Origin of the sequence: Bdellovibrio sp. HCB290, from assembly GCF_047305925.1 — a bacterium.
GTDB lineage: Bacteria > Bdellovibrionota > Bdellovibrionia > Bdellovibrionales > Bdellovibrionaceae > Bdellovibrio.
Window position 1 is genome coordinate 2,782,164 of the sequence record NZ_CP178620.1, and the last position, 20,196, is coordinate 2,802,359.

The window sequence follows — 20,196 nt, forward strand, 5'->3', positions numbered from 1 at the left end:
TCTTACTAACAAAGTCTACCAATCATTCACCGCCATTTGGCGGTGAATGTGGTCGGCGCGATTCAGAAAATAAAAAAGCAGTCCCTTTTTAGGACTGCTTTCTTCATTAAGCTTTAAATTTTCGAACTATTTAAGAAACTGACGGCACTCAGAAATCGTATTGAAAACCGCCGTACTTTTTTGAACTGAATTGTTATTCAAATTCAAGCTTACTGCGATAAATGGATTGCGGGAGTCACCATCTTTGGAAGCACAGAAAGTCACTGTGTTGGAGCGATCCGGTCTCATCATCTTCAAGTTATCAGCGCAATCAGCTTGTGTGGTAACAGAATATGGAATCTTTTTAGAAGCATCCAACCATAGAAGAGTAAGAACCGTCGGCTCTCTGCCGTCGTCATCTTTGGAAGAACAAACAAGAGCTCTGTCACCGATAACTCGTGCAGTTCTAATCGCGTTCTCACAGTCTTGAATTGAGCTGTAAACTGCAGCAGAACGGATTGTATTCACACCTTCACGCTTCGCCAAAACATAAGGCGAACGACCATCGTTATCACGAGAGATACAGATCAAACGCAATTCAGAACCTTGATCAAGATCACCATCCAAAACACGACGGATAGAATCCAGGTTCTTATTGATTAGATCCAATTGAGAATCAGAAAGTTCGTGACCACGGTAACGAAGTTCCATCGCCACGCGATCCGCTTTTTCAGCAACACGGCCTGAACTTGGTGCCGCAAATGAGGTAACAGACAATAAACATCCCAAAACCAAAACAGAAAGTGATTTCATCGATCATCCTTTATTTAGATATTTTCAATGTCGAGGATGTTTTCACATTTTATGCCACGATTTCTGGACCCCAAAGCACCCTATCCCATTTAATAGCCCTCACCAGGAAAGATATTCACGGTCGACCATCCTGTCGCCATCTTCACTCCCCGTAGGCTTCCGCCTCTCCCAAGGCGCAAACTCATGTAGCCCTAGTTAGTCCACACCCTTTCATCCTTCATCCTTCATCCTTCATCCTTCATCCTTCATCCTTCATCCTTCATCCTTCATCCTTCATCCTTCATCACTCACTCACTCACTCGCCAATCATCCATCCATCCATCCATCCATCCATCCATCCATCCATCCATCCATCCATCCATCCATCCATCCATCCATCCATCCATCCATCCATCCATCCATCCATCCATCCATCCATCCATCCATCCAACTATTCATCTGCCGCCAAATGGCGGTGACAGTGATCAATATGTAATTTAACTTTCACAGAAAAATTCTTGACCGGTTTTTCCGATCTTTAAAATTCGATTTGGGCGAGGATATTTGTAAAAATGGAATTTTTGAATTTCTGTAGATGAAGGCGCCTGCTAACGGCGCTAATGAATTTATAGATTGAATTCGCGCCGAGTTAGTCAAACGCAGAAAAATCATCCGCAAATTCATGTGTTATGTTGTTTTCAATTCAGAGGAGACAGCGATGAATTTGAAAGCTCTAGATCAAAACGAATTAGATTATAGAATGAAAGACTTGGCAAAAAAGGAACGTGAAATCTTGCATGAAGTTCTTGAGACCCTCAAAGAAATTGATGCAAGAAAGTCTTATTTGGAATTTGGATTCGCGAGCTTGTTTGAATATCTGGTTCAAGGCGTAGGTTACTCCGAAGGAAGCGCTCAACGCAGAATTGATGCCGCCAGATTGCTTCGTGAGCTTCCCGTTATGGCTGAAAAAATTCAATCCGGGGAACTAAACCTTAGCCAAATTTCTTTGCTACAAAAAGCCATCCGCGAAGTGACTAGAATCCGCGACGTTCCTGTCACAACCGAGCAAAAAATGGAAATTCTGGAAAATCTTGGCAAGAAGTCCTTTGCGCAAACGCAACAACAAGTCGCCGCATTCTTTGACTTGCCAATAGCTCAAGCCACACAGCAAAGAGTCCAAGCAGACGAAAGTGTTCGCATCGAACTCACGCTTTCCAAGGAAGCTTTTGCTAAAATCAAAAACGCCCAGGAACTTTTGTCGCACGCAGTTTCATCCCAGGATTTAGCAGTGTTTTTGGAATACTTGGCAGACAAAGTGATTAAACAAAAAACTGGACGCAAAGATTCTGGCGACATAAAAGGTCCAACAAAAACGAACACTGCCGCTCAAGTAAAATTAAAAACCAAAAAAGGGCTTTTAAAGAATCAGCCTTGTTGCCAGTGGGTGGATTCACAAACTGGAAGACAATGTAAAAGTAAGTGGCTATTGCAAGTGGACCACAAACAAAGTCGTTGGGCTGACGGCGATCACAAAATCGAGAACCTGCAAGTCCTCTGCGCAGCTCACAACAAGTTGAAGTACCTGCAAGAAGCCGGCATTAGAAATATCTCATAACCTAAAATTTGAAACATTTGCTTATGGTATAAGGCCGCCTATTCCGGCGCGTGCCTTACTGCCGACGGGCGATACATGGGGTAATCCAACTACGCCGACGGAACTTTTACCGCCAAATGGCGGTGCTTGCGACAAAGCGACTATAACCCAGAACTTTACCGCCGAATGGCGGTATTGATTGAAGGCACTAAATAGAAAATAAAAAAGCAGCCTCTAAGGGCTGCTTTTTCGATACTTCTGCCTTCGCAAAAACTCCGGCGTGGAAGAGACTAGTGAGACTCTTCAGTTGAAGAAGACTTACCGTCGATAGTGAATTTCTCTACGTTGTGAGCAAGATCAGGAAGTTGCTCAAGGTGCTTTTGCATTTCTTCTTTTTTTAGTTCACCAGTGTTGATTTTGGATTCAGTCATTCTAGTGTCCCATTTAAGATTCTTGTTAGCTTCTGCCAAAGACATGCGCGCTCCTTTAATTGATATAAATCGCTTTCTTTATATCCAACTCCGACGCCCTTGTCCAGAGCCCCTCCCCAAAAACTAAAAGGGCCCTTTTTAGGGCCCTTCGGGTTAGTTCCAGTATTTGGGTGGCTTCTCACCCTTTTTTTCATTATCGACGACTAAGCGCAGGTTTCGGCCCTTGTTTTTGGCCTTTTTCTTGAAATCCTGCCTTACGAACCAGGCCTTGATCTGCAAGGTGATGAATCCAGCTATGATCCCGCCCAAATGGGCTAGATACGCCACTTCACCGCCAGTGACGCCTGAAGTCATCATGGAGGCAAATTGAACGGCACCCATCAAGGTGACGAACCATTTGTTCTTCATTGGGAACAGCATAAAGAAGTAAACGATGCGCTCGCCGAAGATAATCCCCTGAGCCAACAATAGTCCAAAGATCGCGCCCGACGCCCCGACAACTGGAACAATCAAGCCGGTCTCGGAACCCGTCGCCAAAGCATAACCCCAAACACCCACGCAGTAGATGATCGCGGCACCAACACCTGAAGCGAAGTAATAAGTCAGGAAGAACTTCGTGCCCCAGCGCTGCTCAAGCTCGGCACCAAAGAACCACAACATCAGCATGTTGAACAGGATGTGAGTCACCTGCATGGAGTGCACGAACATGTACGTGAACAACTGCCAGATCTCGAAATTGAAAAGAACTTTACCCGGAACCAGGGACAGATAGGAAGTGACCGGAATCTTCGCGAATCCCTCCACCATCACTTGAAGAAGGAACCAGATCGCCACATTGATGATCAGCAACCACTTCACTGCAGGAGTCAGCGGTGCTGTTTGAAAACTTACGCCTCTATTCATATCTTCTTAAAATACTCCAAAAACTTCTCGTAGGTCTGCTCCAGACTTTCAACCAGGACCTTGGTCTCAGCGATCAACGGGAAGAAGTTAAGGTCCCCGGACCAACGCGGAATCATATGATAGTGAAGATGCTCTGGAATTCCCGCACCCGCCACAGCCCCATGATTCAAACCCAGGTTAATTCCACCTGGAGAATAAATCGCATTGATCGCCGCCATGGTTAAACGAATGGTGTCTTGAAGATCCATAAACTCTGCATCCGACAACTTCAAAAGATCCCCGCAGTGACGTCTTGGCAAAACCAGAACATGTCCACTGTTATAAGGAAACTTATTCAGAACAACCATGGAGTGCTTGGTTTTGTAGACACACAAACTATCGAAGGACACTTCCTTCTTTGCGGCATTACAAAAAACGCAGCCCTCGGGTTTGATCAACTTGCGCACATACTTCATGCGATCTGGACGAAACAGAACATCACGTTCCATCGGCCAGATTTCTTGATTGATGCAAATCGTGGCTTTAACAGTACTGCCAGAAAGCTTTGAAGACGACTTTTTCGAAGTCGTCTTCTTAGTGGTGGTTTTTTTCGCTGTTTTCTTTTTGGCCATCAATTACTCCCAGTATCCTGGCATCATATATAACGGCTGATTCAGATACTGAGATCGCAGCAGGTATTTCACTGCACTTTCCATATTCACGCCCGGCGTGATTCCCGCAGCAATCGCCGCCTTGCCTTTAAGAACATCAGCGAACTCAACCAAAGAGTTCAAATCGTCCTCGCCTTCGCGACCGCCGAAATCAAAGATGCTCATTTTCTTTTTAGGAACTTCAAAGACATCATAGTCTTTACCCAGTTTCGCAAGCTCCGCCGCCAGGCTGACAGCATCGTCAAAGAAACCTTCCTGATCCGCAAAGCCCACTTTCACAGCCGTAGCCCCTGTGAACACGCGACCGTCAGCGTATTCAGACACCACGTCGTCTTTCAATTTGCGCTCTTTTGCCACAGTCCCTTTGAACTGCGCATAAACTTCGTTGATCATGTTCTGGAAAAGATTCTTTTCGTCTTCGCGCATAGGACGATACTCGGCACCGGAGTCTTTGAACTTACCGGATGTGATCGAGTAACGGGACACTTTCGCCCAGTCATAAAGCTTTTCAAGATTTGCGAATTCCATGATCACACCGATCGAGCCCACCAAGGCCCCTGGCGCAACCACGATCTTGTCACAGGCTACCGCAGAGTAATACGCCCCTGATGCCATCACACCCGTCGTCACGCAAACCACAGGCTTTTTCAACTCATCACGAACCTTTTTGATTTCGTGATAGATTTCCTGTGACGGACCTACAGATCCCCCCGGAGAGTTGATGTTGATCACCACCGCTTTTACGCGGTTGTCTTCAGAATATTTTTTTAGATTTTTAAGAAAGCGTTTTCCGTTCAGAATCACGCCGTTCATTTCCAAGTGCAGGATCGTGTTTTTTGCGGAAAGAGTTTTTTCCTGTTCACCCAGCATGCCTGAACCTGCTTTTAGCAAAGCTCCGATACCGATGAATACTAGGATAATGATAATGAGTTTTTTGAAGAAACCATTCTTCTGCGCCACGATGTCGACTCCTGCTGAAAATAAAAAAAGGGGAACCTTGTTAGGCTCCCCTTTTTAGACATTTCAGTCAATTACGCTGGGCGCAATATCCCTACTACTGTTTGCCGTCAGTCTTCATGTTTTTCAACTGGTCAGCGAACAAGTCACCGAAAGTTGATTTAGAAGTTGCTGTTGCTTTCTTAACATAGTCATCAACGTCAGCTTTTGACTCACGAAGTTTAACTAGTTTAGCAGACAAACCGATCTTACGAGCGTCTTTGTCGATAGAGATAACTTCAGCTTTTACAGATTGACCCGGTTTAATGAAGTCTTCAACTGTGTTGATTTTATCAGTTGTAAGCTCAGAAATGTGGATCAAACCTTCGATATCAGACTCAAGCTCAACGAAAGCACCAAAATCAGCTGTTTTAGTTACTTTAACGTCGTGTTGTGTACCGATAGCGTATTTGTTCTCGATGTTTGCCCAAGGGTCAGACTCAAGTTGTTTGATACCCAAAGAGAATCTTTCGTTCTCGATGTCTACACCTAGAACAACTGCGCGTACTTTAGCACCTTTAGCGAACATTTCGCTTGGGTGATTTACACGTTTAGTCCAAGAGAAGTCAGAGATGTGAACTAGGCCGTCAATACCTTCTTCGATGCCGATGAAGATACCGAAGTCAGTAACAGATTTAACTTCACCTTCGATGATTGTACCTGGAGCGTAAGACTCTTTAAGTTCAATCCAAGGATTTTGTTGAAGCTGTTTCATGCCCAAAGAAATGCGGCGGTTTTCAGTGTCTACTTCAAGAACTACTACTTCTACTTCGTCACCAACGTTAACGATTTGAGAAGGGTGTTTTACACGTTTAGTCCAAGACATTTCAGAAACGTGGATTAGGCCTTCAATGCCTTCGCCAAGTTCAATGAATGCACCGTATTCTGCCAATGAAACAACTTTACCTTTAAGCTTAGTGCCTGCTGGGTAAGAAGCTTTAACAGATTCCCAAGGATCGTTGTGCAACTGTTTCATGCCCAAAGATACGCGTTCTTTTTCTTTGTCATACTTAAGAACTTTAACTTGGATTTCGTCGCCAACATTCAACATTTCAGAAGGGTGTTTTACACGGCCCCAAGACATGTCAGTGATGTGCAACAATCCGTCCATACCACCAAGGTCAATGAACGCACCGTAGTCAGTGATATTTTTAACGATACCAGTAACAACAGAACCTTCTGCCATAGTGTCAAGAGTTTGTGAACGCAAGCTGTCGCGTTCTTCTTCAAGAAGCGCACGGCGAGAAAGAACGATGTTGCCACGCTTTTTGTTGAATTTGATAACTTTGAATTTGAACTTTTTGCCCAAGTAAACGTCCATGTTGCGAACCGGACGAAGATCAATTTGAGATCCTGGCAAGAATGCTTTAACGCCGATATCAACGCTCAAGCCGCCTTTAACTTTAGCAACAACAGTACCTTCGATAACTTCTTCGTTTTCTGCTGCTTTAGAGATATCAGTCCATGCACGTAGCATGTCTGCTTTATCTTTAGAAAGAACGATCATACCGTTTTCGTTTTCGATACGGTCGATAAGAACTTCTACTTTGTCTCCAGCTTTTACTTCACGAACGCCGTCAACAATACGGAATTCATTGATAGCAATCAAGCCTTCAGACTTGTAGTTGATGTCCACTAGAACGTAGTCAGATTGAACTTCTACTACAGTACCAGTAACAACGTCGCCAACTTTGAAATCTTGCTCTTTCATGGACGCTTCGAATAGAGAATCGAATTCGCCTTTATCAGATTTTTTTGCACCATAGATGCCAGGATTAGCAGCGACATTGGAATCTTCTGCATCCAAGAAAGCTAGCACTTTCTGTTTTTCAAGTTCGGCCTTGTTAAGTTGTTTTGTCATATCGTTTTTTAAATACCTCCACGTAGTAAAGCCTCGAGGACCTTACCCGTACCTTTCTTCGCCTTTGGCGAACCAATGGTTTAGCGAGCTAAGGGGTCGGAAGTCAAAGGTTTTGCGCACCCCGTTAGCCTTTTCAAAAAGGTGACAATTGTAAGCCAACAATACCTCTTGCATTTTCGTGATTTCCCCTGCTTATCTCCACCATATTTGATCTGAGAATAGGGGGCGCTGGGTGAAGTCATATTTGCTGTTTTTGTTCGTATACTTAATGGTCCCCGTTTCTATCGCAGGACCCCAATTTCGGGGCCAAGTTTACTCGGCGCTGCGCTTTATTGAGCACCATCAGACCACGGGGGAGGACGGCTACGACCCCGGTCAGTGGCGCGCCCGGGTGACCTCCTACCTGCCCAGCGCAGTGGGTGTCGGCAAATTCAACACCCCTTTTGAAGAGCCCACAGCTTTCGTAGCAGCCTCCGTCGCCAATGTTTTGGCAGAGATTTATTTTCTCGCACCGGAATACAACTCCATCCCGCCGATGATCCGTAAAACCGTAGCAGGATTTCGCAATTACTATTGGGATGAACTTTTTAATTTCTATCCACCGGCAACTTACCGCGGAGTCCAAGTGCGCCAGCCCAGGTACATGTACCTGGCACCGCACTTTAAAGGCTTTGCCAACATCCCACCCGATGCCGACACCACATCCGTGTCCTATGCGACTTTTGCTTACTTGAATAAAATCGAAAATGGCGAGGACAGTTACCAGTCTTTGCCAGACTCCGTGGTGCGTGCACTTTCGAAAGCCCGGGATGTGGACCGCAAAGCCCATATCTATAACGCCGGACAAGGTCAGAAAAACACCGGCGCATTTTTAACATGGCTATGGGATGAAGATGATCCCAAGATGCCGCGCAATTTATTTTCAAAACCACACAACGGAACCCGCGTGCCTTTCAATCGCAATGATGTGGATTGCGTGGTGAATGCGAACGTTTTAAAAGTTCTGACTCTGGCTAAAAACACCGACGGCCCCGGTTACCAGGCTGCTTGCAATCACTTGAATCGCATGGCGATTCAAAAGGATTTTTTCTATTGCGGAATGTATTATCCAAGTCGCTATATTCTGCCTTACACCATGGCCGAAATTCTGGATCAAGGGGGCAGCTGCCTGGAACCCTCCCGCGACAGAATCATTTCGTTCCTGCTTAAAAAACAAAAACGCAATGGTGGCTGGAAAAATAAATTCCTGACTCGCCCCGATCGCATTCAATCCACGGCGTGGGCCTTAAGCGCCCTGGCGCAAATTGGCGATCCGAACAATCCACGACACCGTCAGGCTGTGCGCGATGCTGCTAATTATCTGGCAGGAATGAGTGCCCGCGACCGTCACGGAAATGTCTATTGGCCAGGCGAGGTTTATTTTGCAGCAACGTTCGTCGCGCGCTATCCGGTCGTATGGAGATCTTCGGCGTATACGACAGCGACTGCTGTCAAAGCCTTGCTACTTGCCGAGCGTTTTTAACTGTCACCTCACAAAACCGACACCTGCATTTTCCCATGCGGATGTCTATTAACTCCCTTGTCGGCCTTTCTGAATGTTAGTTTCAAGTGGTAAAGCTGAAACTGATTATCAGAAAGGATCTTTGATGAGTTCATACTTCACCGTCTCTGACGGCACAAAAATATTCTATAAAGATTGGGGTCAAGGACAACCAGTCTTGTTTTCTCACGGCTGGCCATTGACCGCTGATGCTTGGGAAGCCCAAATGCTGGCGCTGCTGCATGAAGGCTATCGTGTCATCGCCCATGATCGTCGTGGTCACGGTCGTTCTTCCCAAACTTGGGAAGGCAATCACATGGACCAATACGCCGATGACCTGGCCGAGCTGATCGAGGAATTGGATCTGCATGATTTGATCTTGGTGGGACATTCCACCGGTGGCGGTGAAGTCGCCCGCTATCTGGGTCGACACGGTACAACCCGTGTGGCGAAGGCTGTGCTGGTGGGAGCTGTTCCACCATTGATGTTGAAAACTCCGCAAAACCCAAATGGTCTACCAAAGGAAATCTTTGATGATATCCGCCAAGGGGTAGCTGACAACCGCTCGCAGTTCTATCTGGATTTGTCGAAGAAGTTTTATGGCTTCAATCGCATGATGAACAAAACCTCCCAAGGGTTATGTGACTCTTTCTGGTTGCAAGGCATGTTGGGCGGAATTAAAGCCCAATGGGATTGCATCGAACAGTTCTCGGAAGTGGACTACACTGATGATCTTAAGAAATTTGATATTCCGACATTGCTTGTCCACGGCAGTGACGATCAGATTGTGCCGATCGGTGCCGCTTCTATTGAAGCCGCCAAGATCATTCCTGATGCGATTTTAAAGGTGTACGAGGGAGCCGATCACGGCTTGGCTCAGACTCAGCCAGAGAGATTCAATTCAGATCTGCTGGAGTTCATCGGTACACCGTCTGAAATCACCGTGGGCCGCAATAGAGGCCGCCTTGGTGATCAACTGGGGTCCCAACATCACTAACTTCATGGGGCCGCATTAAACGGCGGCCCCTTAAGCTGTCTCATTTCTGGAATTTCAAACGTGATCAGTTTATTGACAGCGCGGTGACAATTCAGCGAATCCTGTCTTTTGTTAAGTAATTGTCGTGCCACCAACCGGTGGTAACCTTCCGTAAATACTAAGAAGTCTCAGCATGCCAAGCGGGCCTTACCCTTGCACTACTTCCAGCCATGGAACTAAAGAAGCTTACATTCAAAATTATTATAGGCACCTTGAGTATATCCTTATTGGCGGGTTTCACCGGCACCGAGGAATACGTGGAATTGAATGGCATGTTGAACGGTCGTTCATCGGGTTCATTTTCTAGAGGCGACAGAAACGTCGTAACCACTTTAACCCGTGGCACACGCGGACAGGTTCTGGAAACCAAAAAGCTTCGTTCTGGTAGTTTTGGAATTAAAATCAAAGTTCTTAATGGCAAAAACCAAGGCGACGAGATGTGGGTTTACCATCGTGATGGTGATTCAGATCTTTCTCTATATGATTCCATGCCCGACAGATGGGACAAGGCCACTAAGAGCGCCAGCATCGAAAACGCCAAGGCCGCAAAAGTCGAGCGTGAAAAGCCCGCTGTCGCAGATCCTGATAGTGTAAAAAGAAAATCAGCACAAGCGCTACAGGCCATCGAATCCATCAATAGAGCGAACGAAGAAGTGAAAAAATCTAACTGCTCAAATTGCAGCATTGCTGCATCCACAAAAGAAGGTCGTCGGACTTTGATTCGTCCAGAAAGAAGACGTTACGACAAACGTGGAAGACCAATCGAATTTAGAACTATCACGCCACAGTGTGAAAAAATCATGAGTACTCAGGGAAAACCTGGGCCACTAGGGAACTATTTAATCAAATTGATGTCTCGACCAGGCTATAAACAGATTTATACAGATCCAGACTCAATGGGCCCAATGTGCCCACGCTTCAAATCCCTGAGTGACTCCGACAAGCTTTTGGCGCAAACTTGGCTTTGGACAGCACTGGGCCGCGAGGAATCCACAAAGTGTGACCCAGGACTTGAACACGCCGAGACTTACGTTGATCGCAACGGAAACGTTAAAATACTGAATCCAGATATCGGTATCGGCATCTGGACAATGGAGAAAAGTGCGGCTGTCCGTCGCGAGAATGGTCGCAATATGGTTGAATGTCGTGAAGTAAGAACTGCTGAAGGACAAGCACGTTGTGCTGTATCCATTCGAGCTAACGGAAATAGGTACTGGGGCCCAATGCGTGGTAAACGCATTCAGAAACAAATGATGCCTCATATGGAAAGGTTCAGACCATGTTTTCAAAAATAATCACACTTCTTAGTCTTGCCATGATTGCTTTTTCATCAGTTGCATTTGCTGAGTCGATTCCGAAATTGACTCCAGGGAAATACGAACTCACATCCGGTGACGAAGAGTATTGTCAGGCTCTTGAGATCACGAAGAAAGACATCACTGATAGATACTTGACGATCGGAAAGGATCGATTTTCTTTACGCAATCAAGAAATCAAGGAACCATCTGACTTTGACACGAGCTGTGAGGACCAATTAATTTCCACGCGTGAAGACGTCGATACTTCGACTACTTTGGTAAAAATTAACAAAGAAGTCTGTAAGGGTCGCATCACAACCACTTCGCTGAAATCAGTTGTTGTGACTGCAGATACAATCACGATCAATCAGAAGAAAGATCAAAAGGATCTTGGGACCTGTGTTTTCACTAAAAAATAATTAGCGCGCGCAAGACGCTAGATAGATCGAACGAGGCTTGGACCCACCGTTGAATGTCAACGTATCTTGGGCCAGGCCTTTTCCCGTTTTATAATCGATATCAATCGACTGGCGGGATAACACCATTCCCATCTGACGTTTGGTGCTTTCCAGATTCAAACCGAAATCATCGTTTCGTTTAATATCTCTAAGTGAATCCACTTTGACATAGATCTGTGAAGATTTCGCGTCTTGTCCTTCAAGGACCACATCGCCCACTTCATTTAAAACCACCGAGTATTTTTCCTGTGGCTTCATGTTTGGATTCAATGATCCCTTGCAAGTCACCACCACCTCTTTTTGAGCATGGGCGAACGTGCTTAGAAAAATCAAACCAGACACTGCAAAAACTTTGATCACAACAGACCTCCGGGACAACCAAATGCCATCAGAGGTACAAAGGCCGGGCCGTCCATCAAATCTCACCTATTCCAAAGGAACAGAAATTCGCGTTTGCGCCTTGAAGAAATGACAGGGCCGGGCCTAATTTAAGCACTTTCAGTAACGATCTTATCAGGATTGCGCACATCCCAGTTCCTAACGTAAGTGGCTGTAGCTTCTGAAAACTTCGTTGCCACTGCCAACTGCCAAACCATCGTGCAAGCTGGGACTAAACTAGAATTCGGCCAGACACAGATGAGATTTGCCTGGTTTACCGTCCCGAGTTCGGCAAACCCCAGGCCGAAAAGCTGATCATCGACGGAATTAAAAAATCCCTCAATTCTTAGAGATAACAGCCGGTTACAAATAGATAACCATAGTGACCTTTTTCGAAATGGCTTCATTCCTTAGACAGCCACAGTGTCTTCAAAAGTGATTAGTGGTTCCCCAGGCTGGAAACTCATTTGCAGTTAAAAGCCTTGGAACAGCCATTTAATAACTTGTCTCAAAACGAGACATACACAAACGAAAGAGAGAAACCATGAAATCGAAAAAAGCAGTATCCGTACTTACCGCGGCAACTTTGGTAGCCCCAGCATTTGCTTCCGCACGCAGTCCAATGGAAGACGCCACTACAACTGGCAGTGCAGCCGTTCAAAAATCCACAGCCTCTGAAATCGCTTTGGATCAATCCACGGCGACGTTGTTATCTTTGATTATTGCAACGACAAAGGTTGAGCGCAGTGCTGGTAAAATCGTAGCTGTTGATCCAGCCGTTCATAAAAAGTACACATACCTGCGTACTGCTTACTTGGGTGGCGTACCGACGTCCAGCGTGACTATTGGTGCAACTTATCTGGGTGTTGAGTCTGTGAAAAAAGTTGAATTCGTGTTGAAGCCACTGACGTTGGTTCTTCGCGCAATTCAAACTATGGGTAAGCTTTCTGTTGAAGGTATCGAAAGATTCTCGATCGCGACAGGTCTTGATAAAGTGTTGGAACAGTCCTTTGATAGCTCTGGCAAATCCGTTGAATATACATATGAGCGCGTAATCAGACCCGTCCTTCAGGTTCTGATCAACAAACACACAACACTTTCTTCAATGACTTCTTCAGCATCCGCAAGTGCTGCAGGTTCATTCTTCTTCATGATGAATGATTCCAAAGAAGCTATGTCTGTTTCTCAAGTGCGCAACATTTTGGGCCAAGACCAAGTAATCCGCACTCGTATCGACGCAGAAGTGCGCGGTCTTTCTGAAATCTTCAACTTGAATGCAGATCAACAGTCTCAGTTGAAAATCGCTATCTATGACGACATCATCCGCCAAGCAGTTGCGAACAAGTTCAGCGAAGACTCCAGCCTATACAATCTTGACGTTATCAAATTGATGGCTGATAAAAACATCGTTGATCGTCATGCAACTTCAGCGGCTTTGGAAGTTCGCGCCCTTATCGGCAAATTGACTTCTTCCGAGCAAGTTGATGCCAATACGAAAGAATTGGCTCTGCAAAATGCTGACATGGCTTTGCAATTGGCTGCATTGCTTGAGTCTCAATTAACGACAAACAACGTTAAAGATCCAGCAATCAGAGCAGATATCGAGCGTATGCTTGGTTCAGTTTCTTCGAAACTGGCTTTGATCGGCTTCAATCTTAAGAAGTAATAATCTGGGAGGAGTCAATTCAGACTCCTCCCGTTTTTTGTGAAGAGAAATAATGAAGCAAATGCTTTTAATCCTGATCACAGCAATTCTCCCTTGGGCAGCACATGCTCAGGCCCTGACTTGCTCTTCAGTGTTCTCTGCAGAAAAAACGATTACAGAAACCTATGATTCTTTTAAAGCCAAAAAACTTGCCATCTTAAAAAACACCACAGGACTTCAGCATCTGTCAGCGCTTTACGAATACAACAAACTCTTTGCGACTGAAGCTAAGGACAATGCCTCCCCACTTTCTGAAAAAAGATTCGCTGAAATCACCAAGAAAATGTTGATGAGCGTGACTTCGAAAGAACAACGCCTGACGGTTGAAGAACTGGCCTATATGACTTCATCTCCCCGCAAGATGAAAATGTTCGAAGGCATTCTATATTATCAAGTCATGATGGAAGCGCCGATCCGAATGATTCAGCAGTACATCCAGTACACTGCAACTCGCGGGGGAAGTCCGGACTTTTTAACTGCGCCCAAAGCGTCTGAAAAAGGACTTCGCTTCATTCAATCCGTGTATAACGGCCCTTTAAAGTACATGCTGTTGATTCCCCATGGTATTGATTTGCCAGGCGGTTTGACTCCGACTCAGAAAATCTTCAAAAAACTTTGGCGCGATCCAAAATATCAGCCGGACGCCGCTGAAATGGCCGTGCTTAAAACCTATAAAGCGGAAAGCATCTTTAAAGAACGTCAGGATTTTTTAAATGAGCATCGCACTTGGGTTAAAGTTCGCCGCTTGGGTGATTACGCCTTGAATGCGATTGTCGCAGTGGCTTTACTGGAAGCCTACAATTGGTATGAGCAATTAAATGATCCTGAAGCGACCGTTGAAGCCGATAAGTTTTTAGATAGCTCCAAGTATCAGCTGGCATCAGATGAAGTTCGTATTTATAACGAAACAGTTCCCTTTCCGCACATGGCCATCGAGATGGACGGCCTGGTCTATTCTTATGGTCAAACACATATGACTGTTAAAACCGTGCGCGAGTACGTGCTCTCTGACGTTATTCAAGAAGGTCTTACTCAAGGTCAAACCAAAGAAGATACACTTTTACAAAAAGGCATTGCATGGACAGGCCTGAATAAAACTGAACGTGTCATGCAAACGGCGCGTTTGAAGCTGGGCCAAGAGCAAAAGAACAAATTGAAACGCCATTTGGAAATGCAAACCGGCAAGCGCTACCGCAATTACACTCTGGCACTGGACTGTGCTTCGATGGTGGTGAAAGCTTTAAAAGAACAAGCGCAAACGGAAATCCCGGCGATCATCGATCCATCCCCAAGCCAGGTGATGTTTTACTTTGGCGGATTAAAAACTATGGGCGCGAAAAACTCATCTCAACAGCCTCTTGTCCAAGAGCTTTTACAAGTGCGAGTTGCAAAGACCAAGGAAAACAAGAACCACCTGTGGCGCAATCTCTACATCAACATGATGGAAACACGGGTCTATTGGTCCTTCGTTGGCTATTCAGCGGCTCAACGTGCTTACCTGGAAGCTCGCTATGGCAAAGACATCCAATACTGGGATGATGAGACCCTGGATTACTTCAAACTTTGGGAATCTGAAATCCGCGAGCAATTCCAACAAGAGACTCATCAAGGTCAGCTGGGATTGTTTAAAGAAACATTGAATACCAAAGATCCGGCAATGAAAGAGTCACTGCGTGTGGCTATGGACGCTTATTTTGGAATGGAAGAACAAAATCTTCGCGAAATCCAGGAAAGCCCACAAAGCCGCTTCGAAGATATCTATCGCGCAAACCTGCGCCTGGCATTGCTACTTGAAACCAAGCAGCGCATGCAATCCCAAATCAAATAATCATGGAGAAAGTAAGTCCTTGCCTCTGGCGCGACCTTTTAGATTTTGGATTTTACGAAGGCTTCGACTTTATCGACGACTTGATTCAAATCAAGTTCAGTAGAATCCAATTCAAGTGCACCCGTCGGAACTGACATAGGAGCCGCCTTACGAGTGGAGTCCTGGTGATCACGTTGTTTTTGGGCTTTCACCATATCGCTGTGATCAAGTCCAAGCTCTGTAGCACGACGAGCAGCGCGATGTTCAGAAGAAGCCGTCAAATAAACTTTTGCTTCAGCAGTTGGGAATACCACAGTTCCGCAGTCGCGGCCTTCAGCCACCAAACCATGCTCACCATTGCTACAATTGCGTTGCGCATCCAACAAGGCTTTACGAACTTCTGGATAATGGCTGACTTTGGAAGCGAAGTTACCCACGTCTTCGTGTGCAATCGCATCTGTGACATCTTGATTCTTGAAGTAAACGCGCGTGCGATCGGACTCCAGGCTCACGTTCCAAACCGGATTGTGAGTCAATTCTGCCAACGCTTTGACATCATCAAGATCAACATTCAATTGAATAGCGGCATAGGCCAAGCCACGATAGAAAGCACCTGTAGAAACCCACTTCCAGCCAAGACGGCGGGCAAGTTCACGGCTCACTGAAGATTTACCAGAAGCCGCAGGTCCATCGATCGTTACTACTAATCCCATTTCCACTCCAAAAATCCAATCTACACAAAAAGCCGAGAATTCTAAACTGTCGGAATCGGTGTTCCAGCCAAAATAGGAATCTCTTTGAGCACTTCTTTCAAAGCCGCAATGGCAGCTTCGTTTTCGTGATCAAGCCCTACACTCAAACGCATATGCGTCTTGAACCCATAGTTTAAAACAGGTCGCATGATGATCCCACGACGAAGCAAGGCTTCATTGACTTTCACCGCGTCACGAAGTGTGTCAAACATGACGAAGTTACCTTGGGAATGAATGTACGGCAGGCCTAATTCTTCTAATTTCTTGTAGAAGTAATCAAGCCCTTTCCAGCAAATTTGCTGCGAGCGTTGAAGGAATTCTTCATCTTGCAGAGCCGCATTTGCAGCTACTTGCGCTAAATCGTTGACATTGAAAGGCTTGCGCACACGGTTAAACACCTCAACAACCGCTGCAGGAGCGATCATCGCGCCGATTCGGAAGCCCGCCAAACCATAAATTTTAGAGAACGTACGCAAAACAATCAGGTTGTTGTATTTATTGATGTAATTTTGTGCTGAAGCATAATCCTCAGCTCGCACAAATTCGTTATAAGCTTCGTCAAAGACAATCATTACGTCGTCACGGTTCCCCATGCGTTGCAAGAATGCCTCGATTTCAGCCTTTGATGCATAGGTCCCTGTTGGATTATTTGGATTTGACACAAAAACCAAGCGGATATCCTGCTCGGGATGTGCAAAGAAGTAATCAGCAATGGCTTCAAGATCAAAACGATAGCCTGAAGTCAAAGGCACCTTACGGATCGCCGCTCGGTTTGCCCCTGCACTCACTTCATAGGCGTTGAAAGCCGCAACAGAGGTCAAAACCCCCTGTTTTGGTTCGCAGAAAATGCGGGTCAGCAAATCAATCAGCTCGTCACTGCCATTTCCGATGGCCAGTTGGTTCGTCGGAAAGCCCCACTGTTTGGAAATTGTATGCAAAAGCTCATAATGTGAGGGATCTGGATAAAGATTTTGGTGATCCAGAGCCTTTTTTACCGCCGCCATGGCTTTCGGACTTGGACCCAAAGGATTTTCATTGCTAGCAAGTTTATAAACGGTTTTCAAACCGTATTCCCTTTGAGTCTCGGAGATCGGTTTTCCAGGTTTGTAGGGCACTAGATTTAAAATTTCTGGAGAAATCTTCACGTAACAATCCTTTTCTTACGGGGATATCTTTGCTATATCTGATCGCCTAGCTTTAACACATTCTAGTGCGATTTCAATAGAGAGCGTTTAAAAATGCAAAACAGTTTCATGTTAGGTGTAAGTGTGGGCGAATCCTTCGCAGAATATATTCTGCTCGATGGAATAAACACAGTTGCAGCCAAACGCGCCTACCTTTCCCGAGAGAATTTAAAAAACTCTCTTCAGCAATTTGTTTCCGCTCACAAAGAAAAAGGCATCGCCAAAGCTTTTGTCAGCCTCAGAATTTCTGAAAAACTAATGGACTACAAACTTTCAGGAGCTGTGGCTCACGTCACGACTGAGGGTTTTGAAAACTGGCTGGAGCTGCGTGGCTGCTCCGGGGCCGCCCTGACCTCCTCTGAACTGCATTTTTCTGTGCGCGAAAGAATTTTGGCTTCCGGTCAGATTCTGCATGCTCTTGCACAGGAGGAAATCGAAGCGATCGCTGCTAAATTGCAGCTAATGGAAATTAAAAAAGTCTGCCTGCACTTCTTGCACGCTAACATCAATCCAGCGCATGAAAAACAGGCGCAGGAATTGTTTCAAGCCAAAGGCATCGAAGTTTTCACCCCCGAAAAAACTGAAAATCAGGATGAAGTCACGCGCTGGAGAAAAAATGCGCTGAATGCGACAATCTCCAGTCTGTTCCAGGATCTGAAAAAAGATCTGCTGGAAGGCATGAAAGATGCAGTTCCTGAATCCCAAGTTTATTTCGTCGGCTCTGCCGGCGAAGTATTCCAGGATGAAACTAACAAACGTGTTGGCAGCTTGTTTGCCTCTTACAGCGCTTTAGGTTTCCAATATCAAAATTCAAAAATGGATGTTCTGCATCTTGGGCTTGAGGACTTTGTTTTGATCTCTCCGGATTCCTGGAGTGAAAATTGGGAAAGCCCTTGGGGTAAAGTCGAAAACAAAAGCCTGCAAATGCGTCAGCTAAGTATTCAACCGACCATGGGAATTAAACTGAATTCCTTTAAGCATTTTGATTTCCATCGCAACCTCGAAGGTTGGGAACCAGGACCGATGAGTTTTGGTCGTGGTCAAAAAACCACGCTTATGGATTTGTGGACTGAAAATGCCAAGGTCACAAAAATGGCCGGCCTTCAGGATCGCATGGTGGCTGCAGGCATTCAAAAATTCAAAACCGCTCTTCTGACCATGGTTAAGTCCAGTTACGATCGCAATCTTGAGATTTCGACTGTGATAAAAGAGCTGCAAAGCCTGGGCATGCAAAAAGTTGTGATGGAGTCCCTGCTACATCGTCAAAACAAAAAAATCAAGGTGACCGGACCCTTGGCGGAACTTTTCGCCAACGGATTTAAGAAAGATCCTAACGCTTCCATTGATGATCAGGATTTTGCTGAAGCCCGCGCCGTCGTTGCTGTGGGTCTGAAGGCGAAGGTTTAATTTATGTCTTATCATATCGAATTGTTTCACTCTTTGCTTTCCGATTTCCTTCAAGGTGAGTCTGCTCTTTTGACAACGGAAAACGATGTCCTCATGGTGCGCGGAAAAAATCCGGTGTCCTATGGCACTCTGGTGACTGCCGCAAATACAGTTTCCAAATATTTGAAGCTGGCTGAAGGAGATATTGCTCTTTTGAATGATCCTTACAGCGGTGGCACCACCCTGGATGAAATCACTTTCATCATGGCTGTGTCCGAGGACTTGATCTGGGTCAACCGTCTGCCTTTGAATAAAAACCTGAGTTTTGGAAAAAGTATTGAAGAGGAAGGCTTGCGCATTCCTCCAACTCCCCTGCGCCAAAAAGGACAACTGAACGAAATGATCCTGGGTGCGATGGGCGCTCACCCCGCTTGTCCTCCCCAATTTATGGAGTGGATCAAAACTCAATGTGCTTCGATGATCGTCAGCGCTCAAAAACTGCATGACACCATTGAAGGCACGGGCCTTTCCGTAACGGGCGAGCTTATTGAAGATTACCTTCAACTTTCCAAAAAGCTGGCTGTGCAAAAAATTTCGGAGCGAGCTTCGGGCGAAACCCGCGTTGACGTGGTTCTGGACAGCGGCGAATTGCTGCGCCTGAATCTGGAAATTCAAGATGGCCGCGTGATGATGGATTTCGGCGGCACTTCCGCAGCGAAAACTTTGCACCTGACTGAATCTGCAGCCTACGGAACCTGCTTTAAAGCGATCAGTGCATTTTACGGCTTTGATCAGTATGCAAATACTGGTTCATTTTCGATTCTTCAAGTTACCAAGCCCGCCGGCTGCTGGTTGATGGCCAAATACCCGGCTTCCACCATGAAGGGAATGACTTGCGGAGTGGCAGCACTTCAGACCGCCATCGATTTGGCGTTGTCACATATTCATTCCAAGAACGAACGTGCACTGGATTCCCACGCACCGCTAATGGTGCAAATGAAGCACGACTCTTCTCAGATTTTCCTTAGTCTTGAAGGGGGGGCCGGCGCCACGGGTGAAGTCGATGGCCAGAACGCTCATATCGAGGGCCTTTCTATCGAAACCTTGGAAAGAAACTTTCCGGTTCATGTACATCGCATGGATCGCCGCAACTCTCAGGGTGGAAAAGGCAAACACAATGGAGGGCGCGGCATGATCTTTAAGGTGGAAGCCCTGGATGAAATGCAATTGTCCTGGTTAACTGACATGACCTTGCACCGTCCACGTATTCCAAAGAACTGCTCTCACGGGGACGCTTCCGAAGTCACATTGGAACAAGCCGGCTCCACAAAGAGCTTGCCTGTATTGGGACAACAAAAGATCCTGAAGGGCGAGATCCTAAGTTTCTGCTCAGGTTCTGGCGGCGGCCACGGTCGCCCGGAACAAAAAGTCATTGCTGAATAAATC

19 protein-coding genes are annotated in these 20,196 nt (G+C 45.9%); 9 read left to right on the top strand and 10 right to left on the bottom strand.

Going from position 1 to position 20,196, the window contains the following annotated elements; translation table 11 throughout:
• Nucleotides 1–126: 126 nt before the first annotated feature.
• Both ACLVWU_RS13680 and ACLVWU_RS13685 read right to left on the bottom strand, forming a co-directional pair.
• A complete protein-coding gene (locus tag ACLVWU_RS13680) occupies nt 127–792 on the bottom strand; it encodes a hypothetical protein (protein WP_413575366.1) in 666 nt (221 codons plus the stop codon).
• Nucleotides 793–1,087: 295 nt separating this feature from the next.
• Complete coding sequence (locus ACLVWU_RS13685) at nt 1,088–1,210, bottom strand: hypothetical protein (RefSeq protein ID WP_413575367.1); 123 nt, start codon at nt 1,208–1,210, stop codon at nt 1,088–1,090.
• Between the two features lie 279 nt (nt 1,211–1,489).
• On the opposite strand from ACLVWU_RS13685, the gene ACLVWU_RS13690 reads away from it, so the two are divergent.
• Complete coding sequence (locus ACLVWU_RS13690) at nt 1,490–2,386, top strand: HNH endonuclease (protein WP_413575368.1); 897 nt, start codon at nt 1,490–1,492, stop codon at nt 2,384–2,386.
• Nucleotides 2,387–2,655: 269 nt separating this feature from the next.
• Here the strand turns inward: ACLVWU_RS13690 and ACLVWU_RS13695 are convergent, their stop codons facing one another.
• The 5 genes from ACLVWU_RS13695 to ACLVWU_RS13715 all read right to left on the bottom strand — a co-directional run bounded on the left by ACLVWU_RS13695 (nt 2,656) and on the right by ACLVWU_RS13715 (nt 7,206).
• Nucleotides 2,656–2,841, bottom strand: coding sequence for a hypothetical protein (locus ACLVWU_RS13695; protein WP_413575369.1), 186 nt, complete (start codon nt 2,839–2,841; stop codon nt 2,656–2,658).
• 108 nt (nt 2,842–2,949) lie between these two features.
• Entirely contained in the window at nt 2,950–3,699 is a 750-nt protein-coding gene (locus ACLVWU_RS13700; RefSeq protein ID WP_413575371.1) for a rhomboid family intramembrane serine protease, read from the bottom strand.
• Complete coding sequence (locus ACLVWU_RS13705) at nt 3,696–4,310, bottom strand: HIT family protein (RefSeq protein ID WP_413575372.1); 615 nt, start codon at nt 4,308–4,310, stop codon at nt 3,696–3,698. Before ACLVWU_RS13705 ends, ACLVWU_RS13700 begins: the two co-directional genes overlap by 4 nt.
• 3 nt (nt 4,311–4,313) lie before the next feature.
• Nucleotides 4,314–5,309 carry a signal peptide peptidase SppA gene (sppA, locus tag ACLVWU_RS13710; RefSeq protein WP_413575373.1) on the bottom strand — a complete coding sequence of 332 codons (996 nt, stop codon included), beginning with the start codon at nt 5,307–5,309 and terminating at the stop codon, nt 4,314–4,316.
• Nucleotides 5,310–5,403: 94 nt separating this feature from the next.
• On the bottom strand, nt 5,404–7,206 hold the full coding sequence (locus tag ACLVWU_RS13715; RefSeq protein WP_413575374.1) for a 30S ribosomal protein S1: 1,803 nt from the start codon (nt 7,204–7,206) through the stop codon (nt 5,404–5,406).
• A 232-nt stretch (nt 7,207–7,438) separates the two neighbouring features.
• Here ACLVWU_RS13715 and ACLVWU_RS13720 point away from each other — a divergent pair, with 232 nt between their 5' ends.
• From ACLVWU_RS13720 to ACLVWU_RS13735, 4 genes are all read left to right on the top strand, one after another.
• Nucleotides 7,439–8,728, top strand: coding sequence for a hypothetical protein (locus tag ACLVWU_RS13720; protein ID WP_413575375.1), 1,290 nt, complete (start codon nt 7,439–7,441; stop codon nt 8,726–8,728).
• Between the two features lie 124 nt (nt 8,729–8,852).
• Complete coding sequence (locus ACLVWU_RS13725; RefSeq protein WP_413575376.1) at nt 8,853–9,743, top strand: alpha/beta fold hydrolase; 891 nt, start codon at nt 8,853–8,855, stop codon at nt 9,741–9,743.
• A 251-nt stretch (nt 9,744–9,994) separates the two neighbouring features.
• Entirely contained in the window at nt 9,995–11,077 is a 1,083-nt protein-coding gene (locus ACLVWU_RS13730; RefSeq protein WP_413575377.1) for a hypothetical protein, read from the top strand.
• Entirely contained in the window at nt 11,062–11,499 is a 438-nt protein-coding gene (locus ACLVWU_RS13735) for a hypothetical protein (RefSeq protein WP_413575378.1), read from the top strand. Before ACLVWU_RS13730 ends, ACLVWU_RS13735 begins: the two co-directional genes overlap by 16 nt.
• On the opposite strand, the gene ACLVWU_RS13740 is transcribed toward ACLVWU_RS13735, so the two are convergent.
• Nucleotides 11,500–11,898: a hypothetical protein gene (locus tag ACLVWU_RS13740; RefSeq protein WP_413575379.1), complete on the bottom strand. Its 399-nt coding sequence runs from the start codon at nt 11,896–11,898 to the stop codon at nt 11,500–11,502.
• Between the two features lie 562 nt (nt 11,899–12,460).
• Here ACLVWU_RS13740 and ACLVWU_RS13745 point away from each other — a divergent pair.
• Together ACLVWU_RS13745 and ACLVWU_RS13750 are read left to right on the top strand one after the other, a co-directional pair.
• Nucleotides 12,461–13,582, top strand: a complete 1,122-nt coding sequence (locus ACLVWU_RS13745) for a hypothetical protein (RefSeq protein ID WP_413575380.1) — start codon at nt 12,461–12,463, stop codon at nt 13,580–13,582.
• Between the two features lie 52 nt (nt 13,583–13,634).
• On the top strand, nt 13,635–15,449 hold the full coding sequence (locus ACLVWU_RS13750; RefSeq protein WP_413575382.1) for a hypothetical protein: 1,815 nt from the start codon (nt 13,635–13,637) through the stop codon (nt 15,447–15,449).
• 38 nt (nt 15,450–15,487) lie between these two features.
• Here ACLVWU_RS13750 and cmk read toward each other — a convergent pair whose 3' ends face one another.
• Both cmk and hisC read right to left on the bottom strand, forming a co-directional pair.
• The gene (gene cmk, locus ACLVWU_RS13755) at nt 15,488–16,141 is read right to left on the bottom strand and encodes a (d)CMP kinase (RefSeq protein WP_413575383.1); all 654 of its coding nucleotides are present in this window, start codon (nt 16,139–16,141) and stop codon (nt 15,488–15,490) included.
• Nucleotides 16,142–16,182: 41 nt separating this feature from the next.
• Entirely contained in the window at nt 16,183–17,325 is a 1,143-nt protein-coding gene (hisC, locus tag ACLVWU_RS13760; RefSeq protein ID WP_413575384.1) for a histidinol-phosphate transaminase, read from the bottom strand.
• A gap of 93 nt (nt 17,326–17,418) precedes the next feature.
• On the opposite strand from hisC, the gene ACLVWU_RS13765 reads away from it, so the two are divergent.
• Complete coding sequence (locus tag ACLVWU_RS13765; RefSeq protein WP_413575386.1) at nt 17,419–18,771, top strand: hydantoinase/oxoprolinase N-terminal domain-containing protein; 1,353 nt, start codon at nt 17,419–17,421, stop codon at nt 18,769–18,771.
• Between the two features lie 3 nt (nt 18,772–18,774).
• Nucleotides 18,775–20,193: a hydantoinase B/oxoprolinase family protein gene (locus ACLVWU_RS13770; RefSeq protein ID WP_413575387.1), complete on the top strand. Its 1,419-nt coding sequence runs from the start codon at nt 18,775–18,777 to the stop codon at nt 20,191–20,193.
• The last annotated feature ends 3 nt before the right edge of the window (nt 20,194–20,196 follow it).

Bases quoted from the DNA above. Each gene is read 5' to 3' on its own strand.
- cmk (WP_413575383.1), bottom strand. From the start codon at position 16,141: ATGGGATTAGTAGTAACGATCGATGGACCTGCGGCTTCTGGTAAATCT.
- ACLVWU_RS13700 (WP_413575371.1), bottom strand. From the start codon at position 3,699: ATGAATAGAGGCGTAAGTTTTCAAACAGCACCGCTGACTCCTGCAGTG.
- ACLVWU_RS13750 (WP_413575382.1), top strand. From the start codon at position 13,635: ATGAAGCAAATGCTTTTAATCCTGATCACAGCAATTCTCCCTTGGGCA.
- ACLVWU_RS13770 (WP_413575387.1), top strand. From the start codon at position 18,775: ATGTCTTATCATATCGAATTGTTTCACTCTTTGCTTTCCGATTTCCTT.
- ACLVWU_RS13735 (WP_413575378.1), top strand. From the start codon at position 11,062: ATGTTTTCAAAAATAATCACACTTCTTAGTCTTGCCATGATTGCTTTT.
- ACLVWU_RS13695 (WP_413575369.1), bottom strand. From the start codon at position 2,841: ATGTCTTTGGCAGAAGCTAACAAGAATCTTAAATGGGACACTAGAATG.
- ACLVWU_RS13690 (WP_413575368.1), top strand. From the start codon at position 1,490: ATGAATTTGAAAGCTCTAGATCAAAACGAATTAGATTATAGAATGAAA.
- ACLVWU_RS13715 (WP_413575374.1), bottom strand. From the start codon at position 7,206: ATGACAAAACAACTTAACAAGGCCGAACTTGAAAAACAGAAAGTGCTA.
- ACLVWU_RS13745 (WP_413575380.1), top strand. From the start codon at position 12,461: ATGAAATCGAAAAAAGCAGTATCCGTACTTACCGCGGCAACTTTGGTA.
- ACLVWU_RS13705 (WP_413575372.1), bottom strand. From the start codon at position 4,310: ATGGCCAAAAAGAAAACAGCGAAAAAAACCACCACTAAGAAGACGACT.
- ACLVWU_RS13680 (WP_413575366.1), bottom strand. From the start codon at position 792: ATGAAATCACTTTCTGTTTTGGTTTTGGGATGTTTATTGTCTGTTACC.
- ACLVWU_RS13765 (WP_413575386.1), top strand. From the start codon at position 17,419: ATGCAAAACAGTTTCATGTTAGGTGTAAGTGTGGGCGAATCCTTCGCA.
- ACLVWU_RS13685 (WP_413575367.1), bottom strand. From the start codon at position 1,210: ATGGATGGATGGATGGATGGATGGATGGATGGATGGATGGATGGATGG.
- ACLVWU_RS13725 (WP_413575376.1), top strand. From the start codon at position 8,853: ATGAGTTCATACTTCACCGTCTCTGACGGCACAAAAATATTCTATAAA.